At 73.4% G+C, this 24,032-nt stretch carries 19 protein-coding genes; 8 read left to right on the top strand and 11 right to left on the bottom strand.

Annotation, left to right across the window (positions count from 1 at the left end; translation table 11 throughout):
- Positions 1-93 precede the first annotated feature (93 nt).
- Both ACFUJY_RS27505 and ACFUJY_RS27510 read right to left on the bottom strand, forming a co-directional pair.
- Positions 94-1,839, bottom strand: a complete 1,746-nt coding sequence (locus ACFUJY_RS27505) for a BCCT family transporter (RefSeq protein ID WP_383304576.1) — start codon at positions 1,837-1,839, stop codon at positions 94-96.
- A gap of 74 nt (positions 1,840-1,913) precedes the next feature.
- Positions 1,914-3,239 carry a M14 family metallocarboxypeptidase gene (locus ACFUJY_RS27510; RefSeq protein ID WP_383304578.1) on the bottom strand — a complete coding sequence of 442 codons (1,326 nt, stop codon included), beginning with the start codon at positions 3,237-3,239 and terminating at the stop codon, positions 1,914-1,916.
- A 179-nt stretch (positions 3,240-3,418) separates the two neighbouring features.
- Here ACFUJY_RS27510 and ACFUJY_RS27515 point away from each other — a divergent pair, with 179 nt between their 5' ends.
- Complete coding sequence (locus ACFUJY_RS27515; RefSeq protein ID WP_383304580.1) at positions 3,419-4,459, top strand: LacI family DNA-binding transcriptional regulator; 1,041 nt, start codon at positions 3,419-3,421, stop codon at positions 4,457-4,459.
- Here ACFUJY_RS27515 and ACFUJY_RS27520 read toward each other — a convergent pair.
- Positions 4,422-5,318 (bottom strand): oxygenase MpaB family protein, encoded by an 897-nt coding sequence (locus ACFUJY_RS27520; protein WP_383304582.1) that lies wholly within the window; start codon positions 5,316-5,318, stop codon positions 4,422-4,424. The genes ACFUJY_RS27515 and ACFUJY_RS27520 overlap by 38 nt on opposite strands.
- Positions 5,319-5,459: 141 nt before the next feature.
- On the opposite strand from ACFUJY_RS27520, the gene ACFUJY_RS27525 reads away from it, so the two are divergent.
- Complete coding sequence (locus tag ACFUJY_RS27525; RefSeq protein WP_383304584.1) at positions 5,460-6,362, top strand: oxygenase MpaB family protein; 903 nt, start codon at positions 5,460-5,462, stop codon at positions 6,360-6,362.
- 27 nt (positions 6,363-6,389) lie between these two features.
- Here ACFUJY_RS27525 and ACFUJY_RS27530 read toward each other — a convergent pair whose 3' ends face one another.
- The gene (locus ACFUJY_RS27530) at positions 6,390-7,001 is read right to left on the bottom strand and encodes a TetR/AcrR family transcriptional regulator (protein WP_383304586.1); all 612 of its coding nucleotides are present in this window, start codon (positions 6,999-7,001) and stop codon (positions 6,390-6,392) included.
- A 165-nt stretch (positions 7,002-7,166) separates the two neighbouring features.
- Positions 7,167-7,643, bottom strand: a complete 477-nt coding sequence (locus tag ACFUJY_RS27535) for a macro domain-containing protein (RefSeq protein ID WP_383304588.1) — start codon at positions 7,641-7,643, stop codon at positions 7,167-7,169.
- A 114-nt stretch (positions 7,644-7,757) separates the two neighbouring features.
- Here ACFUJY_RS27535 and ACFUJY_RS27540 point away from each other — a divergent pair, with 114 nt between their 5' ends.
- Positions 7,758-8,489: a MerR family transcriptional regulator gene (locus tag ACFUJY_RS27540; RefSeq protein ID WP_383304590.1), complete on the top strand. Its 732-nt coding sequence runs from the start codon at positions 7,758-7,760 to the stop codon at positions 8,487-8,489.
- Positions 8,490-8,544: 55 nt separating this feature from the next.
- Here the strand turns inward: ACFUJY_RS27540 and ACFUJY_RS27545 are convergent, their stop codons facing one another.
- The 4 genes from ACFUJY_RS27545 to ACFUJY_RS27560 are packed head-to-tail and all read right to left on the bottom strand — an operon-like array spanning position 8,545 to position 14,303.
- Positions 8,545-10,716, bottom strand: a complete 2,172-nt coding sequence (locus ACFUJY_RS27545) for a 3-hydroxyacyl-CoA dehydrogenase NAD-binding domain-containing protein (protein WP_383304592.1) — start codon at positions 10,714-10,716, stop codon at positions 8,545-8,547.
- A gap of 32 nt (positions 10,717-10,748) precedes the next feature.
- Positions 10,749-11,963 carry an acetyl-CoA C-acetyltransferase gene (locus tag ACFUJY_RS27550; protein WP_383304594.1) on the bottom strand — a complete coding sequence of 405 codons (1,215 nt, stop codon included), beginning with the start codon at positions 11,961-11,963 and terminating at the stop codon, positions 10,749-10,751.
- A gap of 49 nt (positions 11,964-12,012) precedes the next feature.
- Positions 12,013-13,155 (bottom strand): acyl-CoA dehydrogenase family protein, encoded by a 1,143-nt coding sequence (locus ACFUJY_RS27555; protein ID WP_383304596.1) that lies wholly within the window; start codon positions 13,153-13,155, stop codon positions 12,013-12,015.
- A complete protein-coding gene (locus ACFUJY_RS27560) occupies positions 13,155-14,303 on the bottom strand; it encodes a CaiB/BaiF CoA transferase family protein (protein WP_383304598.1) in 1,149 nt (382 codons plus the stop codon). The genes ACFUJY_RS27555 and ACFUJY_RS27560 overlap by 1 nt, the downstream gene beginning before the upstream one ends.
- A 214-nt stretch (positions 14,304-14,517) precedes the next feature.
- Here ACFUJY_RS27560 and ACFUJY_RS27565 point away from each other — a divergent pair, with 214 nt between their 5' ends.
- Complete coding sequence (locus tag ACFUJY_RS27565) at positions 14,518-15,708, top strand: saccharopine dehydrogenase family protein (protein WP_383304600.1); 1,191 nt, start codon at positions 14,518-14,520, stop codon at positions 15,706-15,708.
- 6 nt (positions 15,709-15,714) lie between these two features.
- Here ACFUJY_RS27565 and ACFUJY_RS27570 read toward each other — a convergent pair whose 3' ends face one another.
- Positions 15,715-16,377 (bottom strand): endonuclease V, encoded by a 663-nt coding sequence (locus ACFUJY_RS27570; protein WP_383304602.1) that lies wholly within the window; start codon positions 16,375-16,377, stop codon positions 15,715-15,717.
- 60 nt (positions 16,378-16,437) lie between these two features.
- Between ACFUJY_RS27570 and ACFUJY_RS27575 the strand changes: the two genes are divergently transcribed.
- From ACFUJY_RS27575 to ACFUJY_RS27590, 4 genes are all read left to right on the top strand, one after another.
- The gene (locus tag ACFUJY_RS27575; RefSeq protein WP_383304604.1) at positions 16,438-16,731 is read left to right on the top strand and encodes a YciI family protein; all 294 of its coding nucleotides are present in this window, start codon (positions 16,438-16,440) and stop codon (positions 16,729-16,731) included.
- A 161-nt stretch (positions 16,732-16,892) separates the two neighbouring features.
- Positions 16,893-17,306 carry an SsgA family sporulation/cell division regulator gene (locus ACFUJY_RS27580; protein ID WP_383304606.1) on the top strand — a complete coding sequence of 138 codons (414 nt, stop codon included), beginning with the start codon at positions 16,893-16,895 and terminating at the stop codon, positions 17,304-17,306.
- A gap of 317 nt (positions 17,307-17,623) precedes the next feature.
- Positions 17,624-19,255 (top strand): ABC-F family ATP-binding cassette domain-containing protein, encoded by a 1,632-nt coding sequence (locus ACFUJY_RS27585; protein WP_383304608.1) that lies wholly within the window; start codon positions 17,624-17,626, stop codon positions 19,253-19,255.
- A 174-nt stretch (positions 19,256-19,429) separates the two neighbouring features.
- Positions 19,430-20,404: an acyl-ACP desaturase gene (locus ACFUJY_RS27590; protein WP_383304610.1), complete on the top strand. Its 975-nt coding sequence runs from the start codon at positions 19,430-19,432 to the stop codon at positions 20,402-20,404.
- A gap of 64 nt (positions 20,405-20,468) precedes the next feature.
- Here ACFUJY_RS27590 and ACFUJY_RS27595 read toward each other — a convergent pair whose 3' ends face one another.
- Positions 20,469-24,008 (bottom strand): hypothetical protein, encoded by a 3,540-nt coding sequence (locus ACFUJY_RS27595; RefSeq protein ID WP_383304612.1) that lies wholly within the window; start codon positions 24,006-24,008, stop codon positions 20,469-20,471.
- Positions 24,009-24,032: the final 24 nt, after the last annotated feature.

Consider the following 24,032-nt stretch of genomic DNA (forward strand, 5'->3'; position numbering starts at 1 on the left):
GCTACACCGCGCCGGGCCGCCCGTCGGCACCGGGACGGCGCAGTCCGGTGCCGGCGGACCGTACCGGGCGCGGGTCCCGCCCGGGGGGGCGACTCACGCCGGGGTGGCTCCGCCGGGCCGGTCGCCGTCGTGCCGCTCGGTCGTGATCTGGCTGCCGCCCGGACCGATGCGGATCTCGAAGTCGCCGTCGTACTTGGCGTGGCCCTCGATGACCGCCGACTCCACGGCCTCCACGCCGAACTCGCGGCGCACGATCAGGGGGTCCTGGCGCAGGTCGCGCAGCAGGGCCACGCACATGCAGATCATGACGATGGTGAACGGGGCCGCGACCAGGATGGTCAGGTTCTGGAGGCCCGCCAGGGCGTCGCCCTTGCCGTTGCCGATGAGCAGCATGATGGCGGCGACCGCGCCGGTGACCACGCCCCAGAAGATGACGACCCATTTGGCGGGTTCGAGGATGCCCTTCTGGGACAGGGTACCCATCACGATGGACGCGGCGTCCGCGCCGGAGACGAAGAAGATGCCGACGAGCACCATCACCAGGATGCTCATCAGCGTGGCGACGGGGAACTGCTGGAGCACCCCGAAGAGCTGTGCCTCCTGGGTGTCGGCGCCGCCGAGCTCGCCGCCCTCCTGGAGCTTGATGGCGGTGCCGCCGAAGATGGCGAACCAGATCAGGCTCACGGTGCTGGGCACCAGGATGACGCCGCCGATGAACTGGCGGATGGTGCGACCCCTGCTGATCCGGGCGATGAACATGCCGACGAAGGGCGTCCAGGAGATCCACCAGGCCCAGTAGAAGACGGTCCAGCTGCCGAGCCAGTCGGCCACCTCGCCCTCGCCGGTGGCCTCCGTGCGTCCGGCGAGTTGCGGGAGATCGCCGAAGTAGGCGGCGATCGAGGTGGGAACGAGGTCGAGCACGATGATCGTGGGGCCCGCGATGAACACGAACACGGCCAGGATCAGGGCGAGCACCATGTTGATGTTGGACAGCCACTGGATGCCCTTCTCCACCCCGGAGACGGCCGAGGCGATGAACGCGACGGTCAGCACGGCGATGATCAGGACGAGCAGGCCGGTGCCGGTCTTCTCCTTCCAGTTCAGCTCGTGGAAGCCGCTGCCGATCTGCAGGGCGCCGAGGCCCAGCGAGGCGGCCGAGCCGAAGAGCGTCGCGAAGATGGCCAGGATGTCGATGAACCGGCCGAGGCCGCCGTGCGCGTGCCGGGGTCCGATCAGCGGCTCGAAGACGGCGCTGATCGTCTGCCGTCTGCGGCGCCGGAAGGTGCTGTACGCGATGCCGAGGCCGACGACCGCGTAGATCGCCCATGGGTGCAGCGTCCAGTGGAACAGGGTGGTGGCCATCGCCGTCTGCATCGCCTCCGCCGCGTCGGCGGGGTGGGTGCCGGGCGGCGGGTCGGTGAAGTGGGCGAGCGGTTCGCTGACGCCGTAGAACATCAGACCGATGCCCATGCCGGCGCTGAACATCATCGCGACCCAGGAGACCGTGCGGAACTCCGGCTCCTCGTCCTCCTGGCCGAGGGTGATGTTTCCGTACCGGCTGATGGCGAGCCACAGGGCGAAGACCACGAATCCGGAGGCGGCCAGCATGAACGCCCAACCGCCGTTGTGGATGAGGCCGTTGAGGGCCTTGTCGGAGACGTCCTCCAGCGAGTCGGTGGCGGTGGCCCCCCAGATGACGAAGGCCAGGGTGAGGCCGGCCGTGACGCCGAACACCACCCGGTCGGTGACGGGGCGCCGGCCGTGGCCCGGTTCTCCGGGGAGGTCGGCGGTCACCGGCACGTCCCCTCTGCCGCCCGTTCTCTGATCGTCCTGCGACACGAATGGCACCTTTCACGGAAACTGACAATTCGGTCTCCGTAGGCAGTACCACACCCCACAGGCATCTTTCGGGATCAACAAGCGGTATGGGGTTGACCGTTTGTGAGGTGATGGGCGGCCCGCCCGTCCAGCAGGAGCGGGATCAGCTTCCGGGCCGGCTGCCCCAGCGGTACGAAGACCCCGTCGCCGTCGGGGCGGGTGGTGACGGCGTGCAGCGCGAGTGCGTCACGGACGCGCGCGAACTGCTCCGCCGTGAGGCGGTAGCCGCAGGGCGGGTCGAAGAGGGTGTCGTCGGGCGCCGGGGCCTCGTCGTCCGAGCCCCCGAGGAACACGGGCCCCCGGTCTTCGGCCCCCGCCGCGCGGGAGGCGGCGGTGGCGGCTGAGATACTCGCGCGCCGTTCGTCCGCGTACCGGAAGAGCGCCTTCAGGGCCACCAGTTGGGAGGCCACGCGGCGGCGGGCGGCCAGGGCGGGGTCGGCGCGCTCGGCGGCGGAGAGCGCGTCCGTACGGGATTCGGTCAGCAGTCCGACCGCGTGGGTGAGACCGGCGACGTTGCGCAGGATGCGCTCCTGCCCGTCGCCCGCGCTCCGCTTGATCGGGTGGCCGGTGGCCGGGTCGGTCCACACGCCGTAGACACCGGTGCCGAAGCCGGCCTTCTCGGCGGCGGGCCGCACCCGGTCCAGGGCCAGGGCCCGCGCGTCGTCGTGCAGCCGGTCGTCGGTGTTGGGGTTGCGGGGCCACAGGACGAGCAGGTCCGCGTCGTAGTACGGCGCCGTCGCGGCGTACTCGTGCACGTCATCGATCACATCGGGCTCGTGGTCGCGCAGTACGGCGGCGACGGCACGGGCCTCGGCGCTGCGCAGGGCGAGGTGGTCCCGGTTGACGTCCACGCCGTCGCCGTTGCCCCGGGTCCCCGCCGCGAGGCCGTCGGGGTTGGCGGTGGGCAGGACCAGGATCTCGGTCCGGGCGAGGAGGGCGCGGGTGCGGGCGTCGGTGGCGTACGCGAGGTCCCGGACCGTGCTCAGGCACGCCTCGCGCGCGGCGGGCTCGTCGCCGTGCTGGCCGCAGACCACGAGGACGGTGAGCGCGTCGGGCTCCGCGCTCCCGATCCGGACGAGGCGCAGGGGGCGGCCCCGGGCCGTGGTGCCGATCCGCCGCACGGAGACCCGGTCGCCGTGCCGGGCGAGCTCCGCGAGCAGGGACGCCTCCTCGGACTGCCGGGTCCAGCGGGCCCCGCCGGAGACCTCGAAGCCGGTGCGGGGCGCGGTGGAGCGGGCGGCGTCCGAGGGGACGCCGAGCAGGGGGACGGTCAGGGCGGCGGTGGCGACCGCCAGGGCGAGATCGCGGGCACGGCCGCGCCGGGGCAGCCGCCGTCCCCCGGCCGTCGGCGCGATCGGCATGGGCGGAAGGTACTCCGGGGCCGTGGCCCGCGACAGACCCGTGCACGTGTCATTTCCGGAAACGGGCAGGCGGTCCGGGGCCGCCGGGGCCGCATCCGGCCCCGGCCCGGCCGGCGAACCCCCTAGGCTGGCGGGGCCGGCCGACCGGCCGGCCCCGCTGCGCCACAGAGGAGCGTCCCTTGCCCGGTCCGTCCCCCGATGCCCCGCTCCACACGCGTCCCACGCTGGAAGCGGTGGCGGCCCGTGCCGGAGTCTCCCGGGCGACGGCCTCGCGGGTGGTGAACGGGGGCGCGGGCGTCCGGCAGCCGCTCGTGGACCAGGTGCGCAAGGCGGTCGAGGAGCTGGGCTACATCCCGAACCACGCGGCGCGGACGCTGGTGACCCGGCGGAACGGGGCGGTGGCCGTGATCATCGACGAGCCCGAGGTGCGGATCTTCTCCGACCCCTTCTTCTCCCAGCACATCCGGGGCATCAGCCGGGAACTGAACGCGCACGACGCGCAGTTGGTGCTGCTGCTGGTGGAGGGGCGGGGCGACTTCGAGCGGGTCAGCCGCTATCTGGGCGGGGGCCATGTCGACGGGGTGCTGGCCTTCTCGCTGCACACCGACGACGAACTCCCCGCCGCCATCCGGCGTTTCCGCGTCCCGGCCGTGTACGGCGGCCGGCCCGGGCGGCCGGGTGCGCCGACCGACGCGGTGCCCTTCGTGGACTGCGACAACCGGGGCGGTGCCCGGGAGGCCGTACGGCATCTGGCCGGGCTCGGCCGCCGGCACATCGCGCACATCGCCGGCCCGCGCGACCAGACCTCGGCGCTCGACCGGATCGACGGCTACGCGGACATCCTGCCGGACGCCGACCCGGCGCTGCTCGCGGACGGCGACTTCACGGTGGAGGGCGGTGCGCGGGCCATGGCCGAGCTGCTGGACCGGCGGCCGGAACTGGACGCGGTCTTCGCGGCGAACGACCTGATGGCGTCGGGTGCGCTGCGGGTGCTGCGGGAGCGGGGGCGGCGGGTGCCGCAGGACGTGGCGCTGGTCGGCTTCGACGACATGGAGTCGGTCGCCGAGGCGACGGACCCGCCGCTGACGACGATACGTCAGGACGTGGTGGGCATGGGCCGGTTGATGGTGCGGCTGCTGATGGAGCGGCTGGAGAACGGGGGCGCGGGTCCGGAGTCGGTGATCACCCCGACGCGGCTGGTCCGCCGCGCCTCGGCCTGAGCCCGCCGCAGCGGGCCCGGTACGCCGCCCGGGCGCGGCGGGCCCGGGGCAGGTAGCGCAGGCGTTCCGGCAGGGCGGGGACGACCAGCCGGACCACCGCGCAGAATCGCCGCAGCGCGCGTTCCTGCGCGTCGGTCCACTCCAGGCCGATGGCCTCGCGGGCGTCGGGCGGCATCAGCCCGACGGTCAGGAACGACCGGAACCGGGCGAGCGGCGGGAGCAGCACCGGCCACAGCACCCTGAGCAGCAGCCGCAGCGCCCGGGGCCCCCGGTCCGGCGGCGGGACGGCGGTGTCGGTGGCGACGAGTTCCGCGACGACGGGGGTCTTCTCGATCTCGTCGGCCAGCATGGCGCGGTAGTACGGCCAGAACTCCTCGATGGTCGGCGGCATGTCCCGGTCGTGGATGCCGAGCACCCGGCCCACCTGGAGCCATTCCGCGTACAGCGCGCGCTCCTGCTCGCGGCTGAGCGGGCGCAGCAGGTAGCGGGCGCCGTGCCGGTAGACGGGGTAGCCGGTGGCGTGCACCCAGGCGTAGTTCACCGGGGTCAGGGCGTGGTAGGGGCGGCCCCGGGTGTCGGTGCCCTGGATGGTGCGGTGCAGCCGGCGGAGCCTGCGCCCCTCCTCGGCGGCTTCCTCACCTCCGTACACCCAGAGCTGGAGCGAGCCGAGGGAGCGCTCGCCCCGCCCCCAGGGGTCCGTGCGGAACACGGAGTGCTCGTCCACGCCCGCGCCGACGGCGGGGTGGGCGACCTGGAGGGTGAGGGCGGCGGGCAGCATCAGCAGGGCCCGCACGTCGCCGGACAGGCTCCACAGCACACCGCCGGGCGGGGGCGGCGCGGGGTCGTTGCTGCTGCTCATGCGGTGCTCCCGGCAGTGGTGTTGACGACGTCGATGAAACAAGTCAATAGTATTTGTAACTTTGACTCTCCGGAACAGACGTGCCGTCACATCGCTCCGAAATCGCGCGTTGACACCGGGACACGGACAGGAGGGCGCACCATGGGCCGGTACAGCCGCCTGCACGAGATCCGCCGGATGGATCCGGCACGGGATTACGCCGAGATCCTCCGGTTGATCTCCCAGTACGAGTTCCCGTGGGACTACCGGCAGGGCGTCAGCGTGGCGTTCCTGCGCGACTACGGCGTCCCCCGGATCTCCGCGCTCCTCGATCGCACCCAGGAATTCGAGCGCAACGGGCAGAAGCGGTACGACGACACGGTGCTGATCGGGTACGAGATGACCGTCGAAGGCTTCGACTCGGAGCGTGGGCGGGCGGCGGCGCGGCATCTGAACCGCATCCACGGCAAGTACCGCATCGAGAACGACGACTTCCTGTACGTCCTGGCGACGACGGTCGTGGGGCCGAAGCGGTGGATCGACCGGTACGGCTGGCGCCCGCTGTGCGCGCAGGAGGTGCGGGCGCTGGCCGAGGCGGCGCGGCGGACCGGGGCGGTGATGGGCATCGAGGGCGTGCCCGACACGTACGAGGGGTTCGAGCGGCTGCTCGACGCCTACGAGGAGCGGATGTTCGCGTACGACCCGGCGAACCGGCGGGTGGCCGGCGCCACGTTCCGGGTGATGGCGAACTGGTACCCGCGCCCGCTGCGGCCGCTCGTCGCCCGGTTCGCGCTGGCGGTGCTCGACGAACCGCTGCTGAGGGCGCTGGGCTTCCCGCCGCAGCCCCGGTGGGTGCGGACCTCGGCGTCGACGGCGCTGCGGCTGCGCGCCCGGTGCGTACGCCGGATGCCGGCCAGGCCCCGCGTCCTCCCGTCCCGGCCGCAGCCGCGTTCGTACCCCTTCGGCTGGCGGCTGGACGACCTCGGGCCGCACTGGGCGCGCAGCCGGCCGCTGGAACCGCTGCCGGACGAGACCACCGTCCGGCCGGGCCCGGAAGGCGGCTGAGGCGCCCGGTCGGGCAACGGGCGCGCCTCAGGCGGCGAGCAGGGGGACCAGGCAGCGGCGGGCGAACTCGCGGACCTGGGTGTCGTCGTCCAGCTCGAAGCAGCTGACCGGGTTGAGGAGGAAGGAGACGGTGATCCGCACCATGAGCTCGGCCACGGGGGTCGGGTCGGTCTCCGGGCCGCCCTCCAGCCGCCTGACCTCGCGCAGCCTGCCCGCCAGATAGCCCCGGATCGCGAGGAAGGCGGGGCCGCTCTCCACGGTGAGGAACGGCAGCATGGTCTCCGGTTCGAGCCGCAGCAGCCCGCCGATGAGGGGGTGTTCGCGGATGTGCCGCAGCACGGCGGCGAAGCCCTCCACCAGCCGGTCCTCGGGGGTGGGCAACGCGGCGACGGCCTCGTCCACCTCCTCCACGAACCTGCGGTACTCACGGAGCAGGCACGCCGACACCAGGCTGTCCTTGTTGCCGATCCGCCGGTACACGGTCACCCGTGAGACACCGGCGCGCCTGGCGACGTCGTCCACGGTGGAGCGGCGCAGCCCGAAGGTCATGAACTGCTCACGCGCCGCGTCGAGGATCTGCTCCCCCAGCGCGTCGACGGACGCCCCGGCCCCCGCCTCTTCCCTGCCGCGCCCCGCCATGTGCCCTCCCCGGTCCGCCGGCTCACCGCCACCGCGGGAGCCGGAACAGAGTGACACGTTCCGTACCGCCGTACCAGCGCGGCCAGCGCGGCGCTGGTGCCGAGCCGGGCGATGCACCGGCCCGTGCCGAGGGACGGGGCCAGCCGGGCGCAGGAGATCCGGCGCTCAGTCGAAGTCGTACACGGTCACGGACAGGCCCCGGTCCGTCAGCCGGGCTGCTATGAGCGGTTCGATCCGGGACCAGGTACCGCCCGCGAGGCCGCAGCCGATCCGGGGCATGTGCACGGAGGCACCGAGCTCCCGCGCCCGGCCGGCGACGGCGGCGAGCCCCGTGTCGATGGCCTCGTAGCGCACCGGCACGCCCTTGCTGCCCCGGCGCATGCCGCGCTGGCCCACCAGGTTCGCCACCCAGGTGGACGGTGCGACCTGGACGAACTGCACCGCGCCGAGGCCGAAGTCGTTCCGCGCGCGCTCGCGGTGCCATCGGCGGTACGCGGCCTCGGGCTCGGGCCAGCGGCGGGAGAGGGCCAGGACGAAGCCCTTGCCCCAGCCGCCGAGATCGTTGCAGACGTGCACGATCACCTTGACGCCCTTGCCCCCGGGAGCGGTCGCGTCACCCCGTACGTACCTGATCTCGGACATGTGTTCAGGTTAGAGGGCGGCACCGACAGGGCCCCGCTGCCACTTTCACATCGCTGGTGAGACAGCAATACTGTTGCACCGAGTGGGGCGCAGCACCAGATACGAGGAGCGGACATGGCGACCGAGGCCGAGGAGCCGAGGCTCACCGTCGACGAGCTGGCGGCTCGCGCCGGGGTGACCGTGCGGACGGTGCGGTTCTACAGCACCCGGGGCCTGCTGCCGCCCCCGGTGATCGGACCGCGCCGGGTCGGGCACTACGGGCACGACCACCTGTCGCGGCTGGCGCTCATCGAGGAGCTACAGCACCAGGGCATGACGCTCGCCGCGATCGAACGCTACCTGGAGCAGCTGCCGCCCGATCTGAGCGCCCACGATCTGGCCATCCACCGGGCGCTCGTCGCGTCCTGGGCGCCGGACTCGGCGGAGGACGCCTCGCGGGCGGAGCTGGAGCGGCGGGCCGGGCGGCCGCTCGGGGACCAGGACCTCGACCGGCTGGCGGCGATGGGGGTGCTGGAGCGGTCGGCGCCCGAGGACGGGGTCTTCCGGCTGGACCCCGGGCTGCTGCGGCTCGGCGTGGAACTGCTCGACGTGCCGATCGCGCACGAGACGATCCTCGCCGCCCGTACGGTGCTGTTGGAGCACACCCGGTCCGCCGCGCAGGAGCTGACCCGGCTCTTCCGGGACGAGGTGTGGAACCCGTACCGGGAGCGGGAGGCGGACCCCGAGCACGTCAAGGCGATGAAGTCGCTGTCCGCGCACATGCAGCCGATGGTGCTCCAGGCGCTGGTGACCGCGTTCCAGCGGTCGCTGAAGGAGGAGCTGCGGGCGGCGTTCACCGCCGAGTGAACGCATCGGGTGCCGTACCGGCCGGGAACGGCGGTACGGCACCCGGCGCGCCGGGTCAGTCGTGGAAGGTCTCGCCCTTCTCCGCCTTCTCCACCAGCAGCGCGGGCGGCAGGAAGCGGTCCCCGTAGCGCTCGGCGAGTTCCCGGGCGCGGGCCACGAAGCCGGGCAGGCCGCCCTCGTAACCGTTGATGTACTGGAGCACGCCGCCGGTCCACGGCGGGAAGCCGATGCCCATGATGGAGCCGATGTTGGCGTCCGCGACGGTGATCAGGACGTTCTCCTCCAGGCAGCGGACGCTGTCCAGCGCCTCGGAGAAGAGCATCCGCTCCTGCATGTCGGTGAACGGGACCGCGCTGTCCGGCTTCGCGAAGTGCTCGCGCAGGCCCGGCCACAGGCGGGTGCGCCGGCCCGTCTCGTCGTACTCGTAGAAGCCCGCGCCGCCGCTGCGGCCGGGGCGGCCGAACTCGTCCACCATCCGGTCGATCACCTCGTCCGCCGGGTGGCCGGGCCAGGTGCCGCCCGCCTCCTCGACGGCCTTGCGGGTCTCGTTGCGGATCTTGCGCGGCAGGGTGAGGGTCAGCTCGTCCATCAGGGAGAGCACCTTGGCCGGGTAGCCGGCCTGCGCGGCGGCCTGCTCGACGGAGGCGGGCTCGACGCCCTCGCCGACCATGGCGACGCCCTCGTTGATGAACTGGCCGATGACGCGCGAGGTGAAGAAGCCGCGCGAGTCGTTGACGACGATCGGGGTCTTCCTGATCCGGCGGACCAGGTCGAACGCGCGGGCCAGCGCCTCGTCACCGGTCTTCTCGCCCTTGATGATCTCGACCAGCGGCATCTTGTCGACCGGCGAGAAGAAGTGCAGCCCGATGAAGTCGGCGGGGCGCGAGACGCCTTCGGCCAGCACGGTGATCGGCAGGGTGGAGGTGTTGGAGCAGAGCAGCGCGTCGGGCTCGACGACGTCCAGGATCTCCTGGAACACCTTGTGCTTGAGGGCGGTGTCCTCGAAGACGGCCTCGATCACCGCGTCGCAGCCCGCGAGGTCGGCGACGTCACCGGTCGGGGTGATCCGGGCCAGCAGCTCGTCGCGCTTCGCCTCGGTCGTACGGCCCCGGGACAGCGCCTTGTCGAGCAGCTTCTCGCTGTACGCCTTGCCCTTGGCGGCGGCCTCGGCGGAGACGTCCTTCAGGACGACCTCGATCCCGGCCTTGGCGCAGGAGTACGCGATGCCCGCGCCCATCATGCCGGCGCCGAGGACGGCGACCTTGCGGACCTGGCGCTCCTCGATGCCCTTGGGGCGGCTGGCACCGGAGTTGACGGCCTGGAGGTCGAAGAAGAACGCCTGGATCATGTTCTTGGAGACCTGGCCGGTGACCAGCTCGGTGAAGTACCGGGCCTCGATGGTCAGCGCGGTCTCGAAGTCGACCTGGGAGCCCTCGACGGCCGCGGCGAGGATGTTGCGCGGCGCCGGCATGGGCGCGCCCGCGATCTGCTTCTTCAGGTTCGACGGGAACGCCGGCAGGTTCGCGGCGAACTTCGGGTGCGACGGGGTGCCGCCGGGGATCTTGTAGCCCTTGACGTCCCAGGGCTGCTGGGACTCGGGGTGGGCGTCGATGAAGGCGCGGGCCTTGTCCAGCATCTCCTCGGGCGTGGCGGCGACCTCGTGGACGAGGCCGTTCTCCTGCGCGCGGCGCGGGGTGTACTGGGTGCCCTGGAGGAGGACCTTGAGGAGGGCGTCCGCGATGCCCATGAGGCGTACGGTGCGGGTGACGCCGCCGCCCGCGGGGAGCAGGCCGAGGGTGACCTCGGGCAGGCCGATGCGGGAGCCGGGCGCGTCGAGGGCGATGCGGTGGTGGGCGGCCAGCGCGATCTCGTACCCGCCGCCCAGGGCCGCGCCGTTGAGGGCGGCGACGACGGGCTTGCCGAGGGTCTCGATGCGGCGCAGCGAGTTCTTGATGGCGGTGCCGGTGTCGAACGCGAGCTGCGCGTCCTCCGGACCGATCCTGATCATTTCCTTGAGGTCGCCGCCGGCGAAGAAGGTCTTCTTGGCGGAGGTGTAGATGATGCCCCGGATGGAGTCCTTCTCGGCCTCGGCGCGGTCGGCGACGGCCGCGATGGAGTCCTTGAACGCCTGGTTCATCGTGTTGGCGGACTGGTTGGGGTCGTCCAGTACGAGGGTGACGACGCCGGTCTCGTCCTGTTCCCAGCGGATGGTCGTGCTCTCGGTCATGGGTGTGTCTTCTCCGTAGGAAGGGGGGACGGTCAGAGACGCTCGATGACGGTGGCGATGCCCATGCCGCCGCCCACGCACAGGGTGGCGAGGCCGTAGCGCTTGTCCTGCCGCTCCAGCTCGTCGACGAGGGTGCCGAGGATCATGGCGCCGGTGGCGCCCAGCGGGTGGCCGAGCGCGATGGCGCCGCCGTTGACGTTGACCTTGTCGAGGGAGACGCCCATGTCCCGGACGAACCGCAGGACGACCCCGGCGAAGGCCTCGTTGATCTCGATGAGGTCGATGTCGTCGATGGTGAGCCCGGCCTTGGCGAGAGCCTTGCGGGTGGCGGGGGCGGGTCCGGTGAGCATGATGGTCGGCTCGGAGCCGGAGACGGCGGCGGAGACGATACGGGCGCGCGGGGTGAGGCCGTAGCGCTCGCCGATCTCCTGGTTGCCGATGGCCACCAGGGAGGCGCCGTCCACGATTCCGGAGGAGTTGCCCGCGTGGTGGACGTGGTCGATCTTCTCGACCCAGTGGTACTTCTGGAGCGCCACGGCGTCGAAGCCGCCCATCTCGCCGATCGTCGCGAAGGACGGCTTGAGCGCGGCGAGGGAGTCGGCGGTGGTGCCGGGGCGCATGTGCTCGTCGTGGTCCAGGACGACGAGGCCGTTGCGGTCCTTCACGGGGACGACGGACCGAGCGAAGCGGTTCTCCTTCCACGCCTCGGCGGCCCGCTCCTGGGAGAGCGCGGCGTACTCGTCCACGTCGCGGCGGGAGAAGCCCTCGATGGTGGCGATGAGGTCGGCCCCGATGCCCTGCGGGGCGAAGCCGGTCTCGAAGTTGGTCATCGGGTCCATCGCCCAGGCGCCGCCGTCGGAGCCCATCGGCACGCGGGACATCGACTCGACGCCGCCCGCCAGGATCAGGTCCTCCCAGCCCGAACGCACCTTGGCGGCAGCCAGGTTGACGGCTTCCAGACCCGAGGCGCAGAAGCGGTTCTCCTGGACGCCGGCGACGGTGTCGGGCAGGCCGGCCGCGATGGCGGCGATCCGGGCGATGTCGGAGCCCTGGTCGCCGAGCGGGCTGACCACACCGAGGACGATGTCGTCGACCGCGGCCGGGTCCAGGCCGGGGAAGCGGTCGCGGATCTCGTGGATGAGACCGACGACGAGGTCGATGGGCTTGGTGCCGTGCAGGGCGCCGTTGGCCTTGCCGCGGCCGCGCGGGGTGCGGATCGCGTCGTAGACGAATGCTTCGGTACTCAAGACAGCTGCCTTTCGAGGGTGGTGGCGCGAGGGCGGTCCGGGAGTCGGGTCAGGCGAGCAGCGAGCGGCCGATGATCTCCTTCATGATCTCGGTCGTGCCGCCGTAGATGGTCTGGATGCGGCCGTCGGTGAACGCCCGGGCCACCGGGTACTCCGCCATGTAGCCGTAGCCGCCGTGCAGTTGGAGGCAGCGGTCGGCGACGCGCTTCTGCAGTTCGGTCGCCCACCATTTCGCCATCGAGGCGTGCACGGCGTCGAGGGTTCCGTCGGAGTGGTCCACGATGCACCGGTCGAGGAAGGCCCGGGTGACGGCGCACTCGGTGGCCATCTCCGCGATCTCGAAGCGGATGTGCTGGAGCTTGGCGAGCGGCCGGCCGAACGCCTCGCGCTCCTTGACGTACGCGGTGGTGATCTCCAGGAGGTGTTCGGCGGCGGCGATCCCGGCGACGGCTATGCCCATGCGTTCCTGGGCGAGGTTGGTCATCAGGTGGATGAAGGCGCCGTCGCGCTCACCGAGCAGGTTCTCCTTGGGGACGCGCACGTCGTTGAAGAACAGCTCGGCGGTGTCCTGGGACTTCTGGCCGATCTTGTCGAGGTTGCGGCCCCGCTCGAAGCCCTCCGCGCCGCGCTCGACCACGATCAGCGAGAGGCCCTTGGCGCCGCCCTCCGGGGTGGTCTTCGCGACGACGACCACCAGGTCGGCCAGGATGCCGTTGGAGATGAAGGTCTTGGAACCGTTGAGCAGCCAGTGGTCGCCCTTGTCCTCGGCGGTGGTGCGGATGCCCTGGAGGTCGGAGCCGGCGCCGGGTTCGGTCATGGCGATGGCGGTGATGGTCTCGCCGCTGCAGAAGCCGGGCAGCCAGCGCCGCTTCTGCTCGTCGGTGGCGAGGCCGGTGAGGTACGGGCCGATGATGTCGTTGTGCAGCCCGAGCGCGATGCCGGGCGTGCCGGCCCGGGTGAACTCCTCGGCCAGGACCGCGCTGTAACGGAAGTCGGGGTTGCCGCCGCCCCCGTACTCCTCGGGCACCGCGAGGCCGAGGAGCCCCTGCCGGCCCGCGGCGCGCCATGCCTCGCGGGAGACGATGCCGTCCTTCTCCCACTGCTCGTAGTGCGGAAGGACCTCCTTGGCGAGGAAGGTGCGCACGGTCTCGCGGAACGCGTCGTGCTCTTCGGTGAAGATCTGCCGCTGCATCAGGGGGTGTCCTTCCGGGTGGTCCGCAGGCCGGGCACGTCCCAGTCGGCGGCGACGGCTTCGGTGTCCGCGCCCGGCAGGGCCGGGGCGGTGCGCACGGACGTGGGCGTGGCAGAGAAGCGGGGCGCGGGCGCGGGCTGGGTGAGTCCGCCGTGCTCCACGAAGGTGGCGCGGGCGGCCAGGTGGGGGTGGTGCGGGGCCTCGCGGAGCGAGAGGACGGGGGCGACGCAGGCGTCCGACCCGTCGAAGACCTCGGTCCACTCGGCGCGGGTGCGGGTGCGGAACCGGTCCGCGACGGCGCCGCGCAGCTCCTCCCAGCGGGCCAGGTCGTTCCGGTCGGGGGCGGTGTCCGCGATGCCGAGGAGCTCGACGAACTCGTCGTAGAACCGCTGCTCCAGCGGGCCCACCGCCATGTACTGCCCGTCGGCGGTCTCGTACGAGCCGTAGAACGGGCAGCCGCCGTCCAGCAGGTTGGCGCCGCGCCGGTCCTGCCAGCCGCCGGCCGCGAGCATGCCGTGGATCATCGTGGCGAGGTGGGCGGCGCCGTCCACGATCGCCGCGTCGACCACCTGTCCGGTGCCGTCGGGGGTACGGGCGTGCTGGAGGGCGGCGAGGATGCCGACGACGAGGTAGAGCGAGCCGCCCGCGTAGTCGCCGAGCAGGTTGGCGGGGACGGTGGGCGGCTCCTCCGGCCGGCCGATCATGGAGAGGGTGCCGGTGAGCGCGATGTACGCGATGTCGTGCCCGGCGCGCTCGGCGAGCGGCCCGTCCTGGCCCCAGCCGGTCATCCGCCCGTAGACCAGTTTCGGGTTGCGGGCCAGGCAGGCTCCGGGGCCCACGCCGAGGCGTTCCGCGACGCCCGGCCGGTACCCCTCGATGAGGACGTCGGCGCGCTCGACGAGGTCGAGGACGGTGTCCGGGCCGTCCGGGGCCTTGAGGTCGACGAGCACGGAGCGCTTGTTGCGGTTGGTGAGGTCGCGGGCCGGGTCGATGCCGAGTCCGGCGCCGCCGGGGCGGTCGACGCGCACCACGTCGGCGCCCAGATCGGCCAGGAGCATCGCGGCGAACGGGCCGGGGCCGATGCCGGCGAGCTCCACCACCCGCAGGCCGCCGAGCGGGCCGCGCGGGCCGTTCCCTGTCGTCGCCATCGAGCCCCCAGCGGTATGACACAACTGATGTAACATCGATGATGCTAAGAACGCGCCGCGCTCCGCACAACCCCCTGGGCCGAGCAAGCGCTTAGTTCTTTTTCGCGGATACCCATGGATACTCCCCCATGACCCCCTCCCGCCCGCACACCGCCACGGTGACCGCGCTAACCTCTGCTCGCTCCGTCCGGCGCCGTCCTCCGTGGAGGCTTTCGTGAACAGGCAGAACGGGTCCGCCCGCCCCTATGACGTGGTCCTCTTCGGCGCCACCGGCTTCGTGGGCGCGCTCACCGCCGAGTACCTGGCCCGGCACGCCCCCGACGGCTGCCGCTGGGCCCTCGCCGGGCGCGACCGCGCCAAGCTGGAGAAGCTGCGCACCCGGCTGACCGCCCTCGCTCCGCGCTGCGCGGAGCTGCCCCTGCTGGAGGCGGACGCGGCCGACGCCGGTTCGCTGCGCGCGCTGGCGGAGTCCGCGCACGTGGTGGCCACCACCGTCGGCCCCTACGTCTGGTACGGCGAGCGGCTGGTCGCCGCCTGCGCGGAGGCGGGGACGGACTACACGGACCTGACGGGCGAGCCGGAGTTCGTGGACCGGATGTACGTGGCGCACGACACCCGGGCCCGCGAGACCGGCGCCCGCATCGTGCACGCCTGCGGCTTCGACTCGGTGCCGCACGACCTCGGGGCCTACTTCACGGTCCGGCAGCTGCCGCGGGACGTGCCGCTGCGCATCGACGGCTTCGTCCGCAGCAACGCCGTATTCTCCGGCGGTACGTTCGCCTCGGCGCTCACCGCGATGGGCCGGGCCGCGCAGACGGCGCGGGCGGCGAAGGAGCGGCGGCTGCACGAACCCCGGCCGGCCGGCCGCCGCGTCCACGCCCCGCTCGGCCGCCCGCGCTTCAGCCCGGAGACCGGCACCTGGGCGCTTCCGCTGCCGACGCTCGACGCGGGGATCATCGCCCGCTCGGCGAGGGCGCTGCCGCGCTACGGCCCCGACTTCCGCTACCGCCACTACGCCTCGGTGAAGCACCTCCCGGTGGCGCTCGGCGGTACGGCGGCGCTCGGCGCGCTGCTCGGCGCCGCCCAGGTGCCGGCCGCGCGGGCCTGGCTGATGGGACGGTACGAGCCCGGCGCGGGCCCGGACGTGGAGCGCAGGCGGCGCAGCTGGTTCACCGTGCGGTTCGTCGGCGAGGGCGGCGGGCGGCGGGTGTTCACGGAGGTGTCGGGCGGCGATCCGGGGTACGACGAGACGGCGAAGATGCTCGCGGAGTCGGCGCTGTGCCTGGCGCTGGACGAGCTGCCGGCCACCTCGGGGCAGGTCACGACGGCCGCCGCGATGGGCGACGCGCTGCTGGACCGGCTGCTCGCGGCCGGGCTGCGGTTCCGGGTGGCGGCGGTGCGCTGAGCGCCGTCAGCCCACGGCCTCGCGCAGGGCCCTGCGGCACAGGGCGTCCGCCCTGCGCGTCGTCTCCGGCTGCCGGAAGTCCCGGGCGAGCGCGAGGGTGTGCGCGACCGCGTTGTCCAGGCCGGTGCGGTGCCCGACCGAGACGTAGACCGGCTTGGTGCCGGCCCGGGTGCGCAGGGCCCGGCCGACCTCCTCCGCCCCGTCCAGCAGCGGCGACTGGTCCCCGCGTTCCGGGCCGGGCGGCTCGTAGGTGAAGGTGAACGGGTTCTTGGCGACGCCGATGACCGGGAGCCCGGTGAGGACCCCGAGGTGGCTCGCCAGGCCGAAGCGGCGGGGGTGGGCCCTGCCGTACCCGTCGCAGACGACGAGCCCGGGGTCGGCGGTCAGCTTCTCCAGGGCGGCCAGGACGGTCGGGATCTCGCGGAAGGCCAGCAGCCCCGGGACGTACGGGAAGCTGACCCGGCCGACCGCGGTCGCCTCCGCCACCACCTCCAGCGTCGCGGCGTCGAGCACGACCGCCGCCGCGGCCACGACATCGCGCTCGTCGTCGTAGGCGACGTCGACGCCGGTCGCCCGGCCGGTCCCCGGCGGCGGACCCGGCTCGTCGAGGACCACCCGCCCGCGCAGGGCGTCCTGGAGGGCACGGGCCCCGGCAGCGTCGGAAGGCATCTGAAGCGCAGTCATGATGGCGCCCACACTACGGGCCGCACCGGCCGGTAACCTGAACCCATGTTCGTACTTGAGCTGTCCTACACCGCCCCGCTGGACCGCGTCGACGCCGTGCTGAACGCGCACGTCGTCTGGCTCGACCGGCAGTACGAGGCGGGCGTGTTCATCGCCTCCGGTCGCAAGAAGCCCCGGGACGGCGGCGTGATACTCGCGGTCGGGGACGACCGGGCGGCGATCGAACGGCTGGCGGCGACCGACCCGTTCGTGGCCGAGGGCGTCTGCGCGTACCGGATCACCGAGTTCATCGCGACCAAGACCGCGGACGCGCTCTCCCCGTACCGCCAGCAGCTCTGAATCGCGGCCGGCCGGGGTGCTCCGGCCGGAACGGGGCACGTGAACAGGCAGCGGTGTGCGGTGATGCAGCTCACGCCGTCTCCCGGTGCACGGATCGGCGGCTTCCGTCGTCTCTACGGGTGCCGGGAACCGTTCGTCCGGTCGCGAGAGGGAGCAGGTTCGTGTCCACGGTCATCGAACAGTCCGTACAGGCCCGCATGGTGGCGTCCGCGCCGCAGATGGAGACGCTGCCCGCCGTCCTGAGCTACGACCGGTCGGACCCCTTCGCCGTGCGCATGGCGTTCCCGGCGCCGGCGACGCTGGAAGGGACGGAGGTCTCCTGGCAGTTCTCCCGGGACCTGCTCGCCGCCGGGATGGAGGTCCCGTCCGGGCTCGGGGACGTACGGGTCAGGCCGTTCGGCTACGACCGTACGGTGCTGGAGTTCCACGCCGCCGAGGGGATCGCGATGGTGCACGTGCGCACCGCGGACCTGCGGCGGTTCCTGCGGCGGGCCGAGGAGTTGGTGCCCTGCGGCCACGAGCACCGGTTCCTGGACCTGGACCGGAATCTGACCGATCTGTTCGGTCCCCGCTGAGTCCGCGCCCCGCTCGCGCGGGGGCCGTTAATTCGATTGCTCCCTCCCCGGGCCCCGCGTAACGTTCCCGGTGTCCTTGTCGTCGCCGATTGGAGCAGGCCGTTGAAGGTCTGAGGTCCCGAGACACCGTGTCGCGTGCCATGACCGGCCTGTGCCGTGTCCGCGCGCCCGAGTGCGACCTCAGCTCTCTCCGAGCCGTCCTCCGCGACCAGGGCCTTCCCTCCGCGATCCCGGAATCTCCGCCGGAACGCGTCGAACGCCAGTGGCCGGTGTCTCGTCCCGTTGCCCTGTCCTTCCTCGCAACCGGGAGATTCCTCATGTCTACCCCCACAGCCCACATCACCTGTTCCGCCCTCTCCCTGGTCTGGCCCGACGGCGGCCGGGCCCTGGACGGCCTCGATCTCTCCGTGGGCCCCGGCCGCACGGGGCTCATCGGCCTCAACGGGGCCGGGAAGTCGACCCTGCTCCGGCTGCTCGCCGGGGAACTCGAACCCACCGAAGGCCGGATCAGCGTCTCCGGCGACGTGGGCTACCTGCCGCAGAACCTGGTCCTGGACACGGAGTTGCGCGTCGACGCCGCGCTCGGGATCGACGCGGTCCGCGCGGCGCTGCACGCCATCGAGTCCGGTGACGTGGGCGAGGAGCACTTCGCCGCCGTGGGCGACGACTGGGACGTCGAGGAGCGGGCGCTGGCCACCCTCGACGGACTGGGCCTCGGCCGCATCGGGCTCGACCGCACGATCGGCGAGGTGTCGGGCGGTGAGTGCGTGCTGCTGCGGCTGGCCGCGCTGCTGCTGGCCCGGCCCGACGTGCTGCTGCTCGACGAGCCGACCAACAACCTGGACGTGTACGCCAGGCAGCGGCTGTACGCGGCGGTCGACGCCTGGCACGGGGTGCTGGTCGTCGTCAGCCACGACCGGGAACTCCTGGACCGGGTCGACCAGATCGCCGACCTGCGCGACTCGGCCGTCACCTGGTACGGCGGCAACCTCTCCGCGTACGAGGAGGCGCTGGCGGTCGAGCAGGAGGCGGCCGAGCGCATGGTGCGCGTCGCCGAGGCCGACATGAAGCGGCAGAAGCGCGAACTGGCCGAGGCCCAGGTCAAACTGGCCCGGCGCAAGCGGTACGGCCAGAAGATGTACGAGCAGAAGCGCGAGCCCAAAATCGTCATGGGGGCGCGCAAGCGGGCCGCCCAGGAGTCCGCGGGCAAGCACCGGATCATGCACGCGGAGCGGCTGGCCGAGGCGAAGGAGCGCCTGGACGACGCCGTCGAGCTGGTCCGCGACGACGACGAGATCCGGGTCGAGCTGCCGCACACCCGGGTCCATCCGGGCCTGGGCGTGCTGGTCCTGCGCGATCTGGAACTCGCGTACGGGGCACGGGTGCGGGGGCGGTACGAGGTGCGCGGTCCGGAGCGCATCGCGCTGGTGGGGCGCAACGGGGCGGGCAAGACCACGCTGCTCCGTACGCTCGCCGGAGAGCTGGCCCCGGTGTCCGGGGACGCGGTGGCCGAGGTCCCGCTGCGCTTCCTGCCCCAGCGGCTCGACGTGCTCGACGACGGGCTGAGCGTGGTGGAGAACGTGGCGCGGTTCGCCCCGGACGCCACCAACAACCACATCAGGGCGCGGCTCGCCCATTTCCTCTTCCGGGGTGCGCGGGCGGACCGGGCGGCGGGGACGCTGTCGGGCGGTGAGCGGTTCCGGGCGGCGCTGGCCGCGCTGCTGCTGGCCGAGCCGGCGCCCCGGCTGCTGATGCTGGACGAGCCGACGAACAACCTGGACATGGCGAGCGTGGCGCGGCTGACCGAGGCGCTGGCGGCGTACCAGGGGGCGCTCGTCGTGGCCAGTCACGACGTGCCGTTCCTGGAATCGCTGGGCATCACCCGCTGGCTGCTGCTCGACGGCGAACTGCGGGACACCACGGCCGAGGAGGTGCGTGCCGGGCTCTGACGCGGCAACACGGGGGGTGTGCGCCGGGCCCGGCGCACACCCCCTTCGCGCGTCGGTCACACAGAGTGAGCGCCGCTCGCCCGTTCGGGCTTGGCCAGAGCCTTACCGCCGCTTTAACCTACGGTCTCGTAACCTACGAAGCCGTAGGTAGTCCTCCCCTCCCCAGGAGCCCTCGTGACCCTTACTTCTCCCCACCTCGCCAGTTCACAGGCGTGGACCGATGCCCACCTCCTGTACGCACTGGAAGAGGTGGTCGAGAAGGAACTCGACCGGCATCTCAAGGTCGCCAAGGACTGGATGCCGCACGAGTACGTCCCCTTCTCCGACGGACGCAACTTCCCCGGCGTCTTCGAGGACGGCGAGGCGTGGCGGGCCGACCAGTCCAAGGTCACCGACATCGGCAAGATCGCCCTCGTGGTGAACCTCCTCACCGAGGACAACCTCCCCAGCTACCACCACGAGATCGCCACGCTCTTCGGGCGCGACGGCGCCTGGGGCACCTGGGTGCACCGCTGGACGGCCGAGGAGGGCCGGCACGGCATCGTGATGCGGGACTACCTGCTCACCTCGCGCGCCGTCGACCCGGACAAGCTGGAGCAGTTCCGGATGGCGCACATGGCGGAGGGCTTCGAGTCCGACAACCGGCACTCGATGCTCCACTCGGTCGCCTATGTGGCCTTCCAGGAGCTGGCCACCCGCGTCTCGCACCGCAACACCGGCCACCAGTCGGGCGACCCGGTCTGCGACCGCATGCTGGCGCGCATCGCGACCGACGAGAACCTGCACATGGTCTTCTACCGCAACCTGCTGGGCGCGGCGTTCCAGCTGGCCCCGGACCTGACCATGCAGTCGGTGCGCGACGTCGTCGTGAACTTCCGGATGCCCGGCCACGGCATGCCCGGCTTCGAGCGGGCCGCGGCGCAGATGGCGATCGGTGAGATCTACAACATGCGCATCCACCACGACGACGTCATCCAGCCGGTGCTGCGCTATCTGAAGGTGCTCGACATCGACGGCCTGGGCCCGGACGGCCTGAGGGCGCAGGAGGAGCTGGGCCTGTACATGCACGGCCTGGACTCCGAGGCGGCGAAGTTCGACGAGAAGCTGGCCGCCCGGAAGGCCCGGATGGCCGCCCGCGCCCAGGGGTGACCGCACGGCGGGGACGCCCCGGGAGACCGCTCGCTCCCGGAGCGTCCCGTCCGCGCCGGACCGCTCACTCCCGGACCGTCACCTCCGCGTAGGCCGCGTCGCGCACCTCCGCCTCCGGGTGGCGCCGCAGCAGCCGCAGCTGAGTCCGCCACGGCCCGGTCCACCCCGTGTGCCGCCCGCCGGCCGCGGCCAGCCGCACCGCCAGCAGGCCCTGCGCGAGGCCGCCGTCCTCGGCGAGGCGCCCCGCCACCGCGAGCAGCGTCGCCGCCCCGTCCCCGCCCCGGGGGACCCCGTGGTGCGCGGCGTACAGGAGCGCGATGCGGGCGGCGAGCACGGGCCGGCCGGTGACCAGCAGGGCGATGCGGTCCAGCGCGGCGTGCAGCGCGTCCGCGTCGCTCTCCGGGTCCACCGCCCTGGCCAGCAGCTCGGCGGCCTGCGGTACGTAGTCGCGGTGGCGGGCCAGCCGGTCGCCGGCGGCGGCGAGGACGGACCGCAGGGTCGCGTCGGCGCGCGCCCCGGCCGCCGAGGCGAGGCGGTTCACCAGGTGCACGGCCCGCTGCCGCTCGGGCCGGTCGCGGTCGCTGCCCGCGTCGTCCATGGCCACGGAGTCCGTGAGCGTGCCCAGCGCGCCCATCAGCGCCCGCGCGGCCTCCCCGGACGCGGCGGGCGCGGCACCGGCCAGCGCGTCGGCGGCCGAGCGCCAGGAGCGGCGGCGCGCCAGGTCCGTCGTGGCGGCGGCCAGCACCTCGCAGATGCCCGGCTCCCACGGTATCCAGCGGCCCACCACGGCGTGGGCGGCGGCGGCCAGCTCCTCGTCGTCCGTACCGCACACCTCCCGCACCAGGCGCGCGTAGCCGGTGCGGTGCGCGCCTGGCAGGTCCATGGGCCGCACGCGCAGCACGGCGGTGCGCAGTACGGCGGGGCCGGCGGCGGCGTCCGCGAGCAGCCGCCACATCCGCGCGTCGCCGAGCAGTCCGATCGCCCCGGCCACGCAGGCGGCCCGGACGTCCGGGTGCTGCTCGGGCGTCTCGTAGCCCTCGGTGACCAAGTGGGCGGCGGTCTTCCGGGGCAGCCGGGCCACGGCGAGCCGGACGGCCTCCTTGCGGCTGGTGACCTTGCCGGTCCCGGGGGCCAGCCGGGCGCGGAGCATCGGAGCGAGGACGGAGGGGCGGACGTCCTGGGAGGCCCGGCCGGCCGCGAAGACGGCGACCCGGGCCCGGTCGTCCCCGGTGTGCGCGAGCAGCGTGGGCAGCACCTCGGGGGCGCGGTCGGTGTGGCCGAGCGCGGTGAGCGCGGCCTCGGCGAGCACGACGTCGTCGGAGCCGGTCCACTCCCCCAGCGATGCGGCGCCGGTCCCGGGGACGCGGGCCAGGGCGGCGACGGCGCGCGCCCGCCCGTGCAGCGGCAGCTTCCCGTCGCGCGCCGCGTGGCGCAGGGCGCGTTCGGCGGCGCGGTGCTGGCGTGGCACCCAGCGGCGGATCTCGGGCCCGGGGTGGACGGTCCACGGGCGGCCGGGGGTGAGGAAGCGGCCGTGCGGCGGCGGAGTCGCGAGGTAGGGGTCGAGGAGGTCGGTGCGGGTGCGGGTGAGGACCGCCAGCACCTCGGGCAGGGTGCCGGCCGAGGGGTCGAGCGCGAGCAGCCGTTCGACGCGTTCGCCCCGGTCCGCGTCCGGTTCCAGCCAGAGCCGGACGGCGGTCCGGGCGGTGGTGACCGAGCCGAAGCGGATCGCCTGCCACAGCAGGTCCTGGAGCTCGGGCAGCCCGGCCGCGCGGCGGCCCAGCGCCCGGACGAGCGCGAACGCGAGCCCGTAGTCGCTCTTCTCCGCGCCCGCGTCCAGCCAGGGCCGCAGCGCCTCGAACACGTCGTGCTCCTGGCCCCTGCGCAGGGTGCGGTCGAGCCGTCCGAGATCGGCGCCGCCGGTGTTGCCGGAGATGCGGACCAGGGTGCGCAGCGACCAGCTGACCAGGCCCTGTCGTCGAATTCCCGTCGTCCGCCCGGAGGGCGGGCCGGGCGGCGTCAGGCGGGTGCTCTCGGCGTGCCGGCCCCAGACCCCTGTACTGGACGTACCGGGGTCTGGGGCCGGTGCGGCGAGAGTGCGTGCATGGCGTCGAACGGCAGACGGGAATTCGGCGACAGGGCCTGGGGCGGGGTGGCCGGTGACGGCGTGTTCGCGCAGCAGCCGCACGGCGAGGGTGCTCAGGGCGTGCCGGGTGGCGTGGGAGGAGTCGCGGGCCTCGACGGCGTCGGCCGCGATCCGGTCGAGGGCCGGTTCCATGGCCTCGGTGAACAGTCCGGCGGGAATGCCCGCCAGGGCGAGGAGGGCGGCCGAGCGGACGGGGTCCTGTTCGTTGCGGAGCCTGGCCATGTCGTCCAGGAGTACGGCGACGGGCCCGGGCGCGCCGGTGCGCCCGGCGTTGCGGACGAGCAGCGGCCAGACGAGGGCCCGGTCCGCGGCGGCGGGCCGGCGGGTGGCGGCGAGCAGCCGGTCCCAGACCTCGGCGGCCGGGAGGTAGGACTCGGCGAGCAGCACGGTGTGCCATTCCTCGCCGCGTTCGGCGGCCCTGGCGGCCATGCGGCGCGCCTGGTCGGCGACGCCGCTGCGGGGCAGTGCGTCGAGGAGCTCCGCGTCGACGGCGGGGCCGCCCGGCCCGCGCCCGGCGGTGACCGAGGCGTGCAGGGCGGTGCGCCGGCCGGGCGGGAGGGCGGTGAGGAGCCGGGCCAGTCCGGCGGAGTCCTGGGCCATCGCCCGGCCCAGCTCCACGACGAGTTCTTCGGGCGCGGTGCGGGCCAGGCGGAACAGGACGCCGTCGGGCACCCCGCGCGCGCCGCGTTCCAGCATCGGCCGGGTCTCCGGGCGCAGCAGCAGCCGGGCGGTCCGGGCCGGGTCGGCGGCGGCGAGGGCGCCGAGGCGGCGGGCCAGCGGCCGGGGCAGGGTGGCGGGGCCGAAGCGGTCGAGCAGATCGAGGACGCGGCCGGGCCGGGCGGCGACCGCGACGGCGACCCCGGGTGCGTACCGCTGCCACCACTCCGGGCGCTGCGGCTCGGGCAGTTCGGCGAGCTGCCGTTCGACGGCGTCCAGGAGGGGGTCGGGGTGGCGGCTTCCCAGGCCGCTCCAGCCGCGTACGGCGTACAGCAGCTCGGGCAGCAGCCGGGCCACGGTGCCGGCGGGGCAGCCGGGCAGCAGCACGGCCGCCTCGGCGTCGCCCCAGTCGGCGCGCACCCGTTCGACGAGGCGGGCGGCGAGGTCGGTGCGCCGGTCGTGGACGACGGCCCGCAGCAGACGGCGGCGCGCGGTGCGGGGCAGGTCGTCCAGCGCCCGTTCGTACGCTTCGTCAGGGACGCCGAGGCTCCGGGCGGCCCGCAGGGCGTGGCCCTGCACGAAGGGGTCCGGGTCGGCGAGGTGCGCGCCGGTCCACTCCGCGTCGCCGCCGACGGCCGCCGCGACGACGGCGATGCCCCGCTCGTACGGGCCGCCGCCGTCCAGTGCGTCCAGCACGGGGCGCAATTCCCCCGAAGCGGACAGAACGCGTACCCGGGCGGCGAGTTCGCGCATGCGCCGGGGGTACGGAAGCGGATCGAGGGCCTTCAGCAGGGCGTCGGTCATGGGGCGATTCTGCCGTGCGGGGGT

Origin of the sequence: Streptomyces sp. NPDC057249 (genome assembly GCF_042669245.1) — a bacterium.
Lineage (GTDB): Bacteria > Actinomycetota > Actinomycetes > Streptomycetales > Streptomycetaceae > Streptomyces.

Excerpts from the sequence above, each read along its gene's own strand:
- ACFUJY_RS27595 (WP_383304612.1), bottom strand. The coding sequence starts at position 24,008 with ATGACCGACGCCCTGCTGAAGGCCCTCGATCCGCTTCCGTACCCCCGG.
- ACFUJY_RS27530 (WP_383304586.1), bottom strand. The coding sequence starts at position 7,001 with ATGGCGGGGCGCGGCAGGGAAGAGGCGGGGGCCGGGGCGTCCGTCGAC.
- ACFUJY_RS27570 (WP_383304602.1), bottom strand. The coding sequence starts at position 16,377 with ATGCCTTCCGACGCTGCCGGGGCCCGTGCCCTCCAGGACGCCCTGCGC.
- ACFUJY_RS27520 (WP_383304582.1), bottom strand. The coding sequence starts at position 5,318 with ATGAGCAGCAGCAACGACCCCGCGCCGCCCCCGCCCGGCGGTGTGCTG.
- ACFUJY_RS27585 (WP_383304608.1), top strand. The coding sequence starts at position 17,624 with ATGTCTACCCCCACAGCCCACATCACCTGTTCCGCCCTCTCCCTGGTC.
- ACFUJY_RS27575 (WP_383304604.1), top strand. The coding sequence starts at position 16,438 with ATGTTCGTACTTGAGCTGTCCTACACCGCCCCGCTGGACCGCGTCGAC.
- ACFUJY_RS27545 (WP_383304592.1), bottom strand. The coding sequence starts at position 10,716 with ATGACCGAGAGCACGACCATCCGCTGGGAACAGGACGAGACCGGCGTC.
- ACFUJY_RS27525 (WP_383304584.1), top strand. The coding sequence starts at position 5,460 with ATGGGCCGGTACAGCCGCCTGCACGAGATCCGCCGGATGGATCCGGCA.
- ACFUJY_RS27540 (WP_383304590.1), top strand. The coding sequence starts at position 7,758 with ATGGCGACCGAGGCCGAGGAGCCGAGGCTCACCGTCGACGAGCTGGCG.
- ACFUJY_RS27535 (WP_383304588.1), bottom strand. The coding sequence starts at position 7,643 with ATGTCCGAGATCAGGTACGTACGGGGTGACGCGACCGCTCCCGGGGGC.
- ACFUJY_RS27555 (WP_383304596.1), bottom strand. The coding sequence starts at position 13,155 with ATGCAGCGGCAGATCTTCACCGAAGAGCACGACGCGTTCCGCGAGACC.
- ACFUJY_RS27510 (WP_383304578.1), bottom strand. The coding sequence starts at position 3,239 with ATGCCGATCGCGCCGACGGCCGGGGGACGGCGGCTGCCCCGGCGCGGC.
- ACFUJY_RS27560 (WP_383304598.1), bottom strand. The coding sequence starts at position 14,303 with ATGGCGACGACAGGGAACGGCCCGCGCGGCCCGCTCGGCGGCCTGCGG.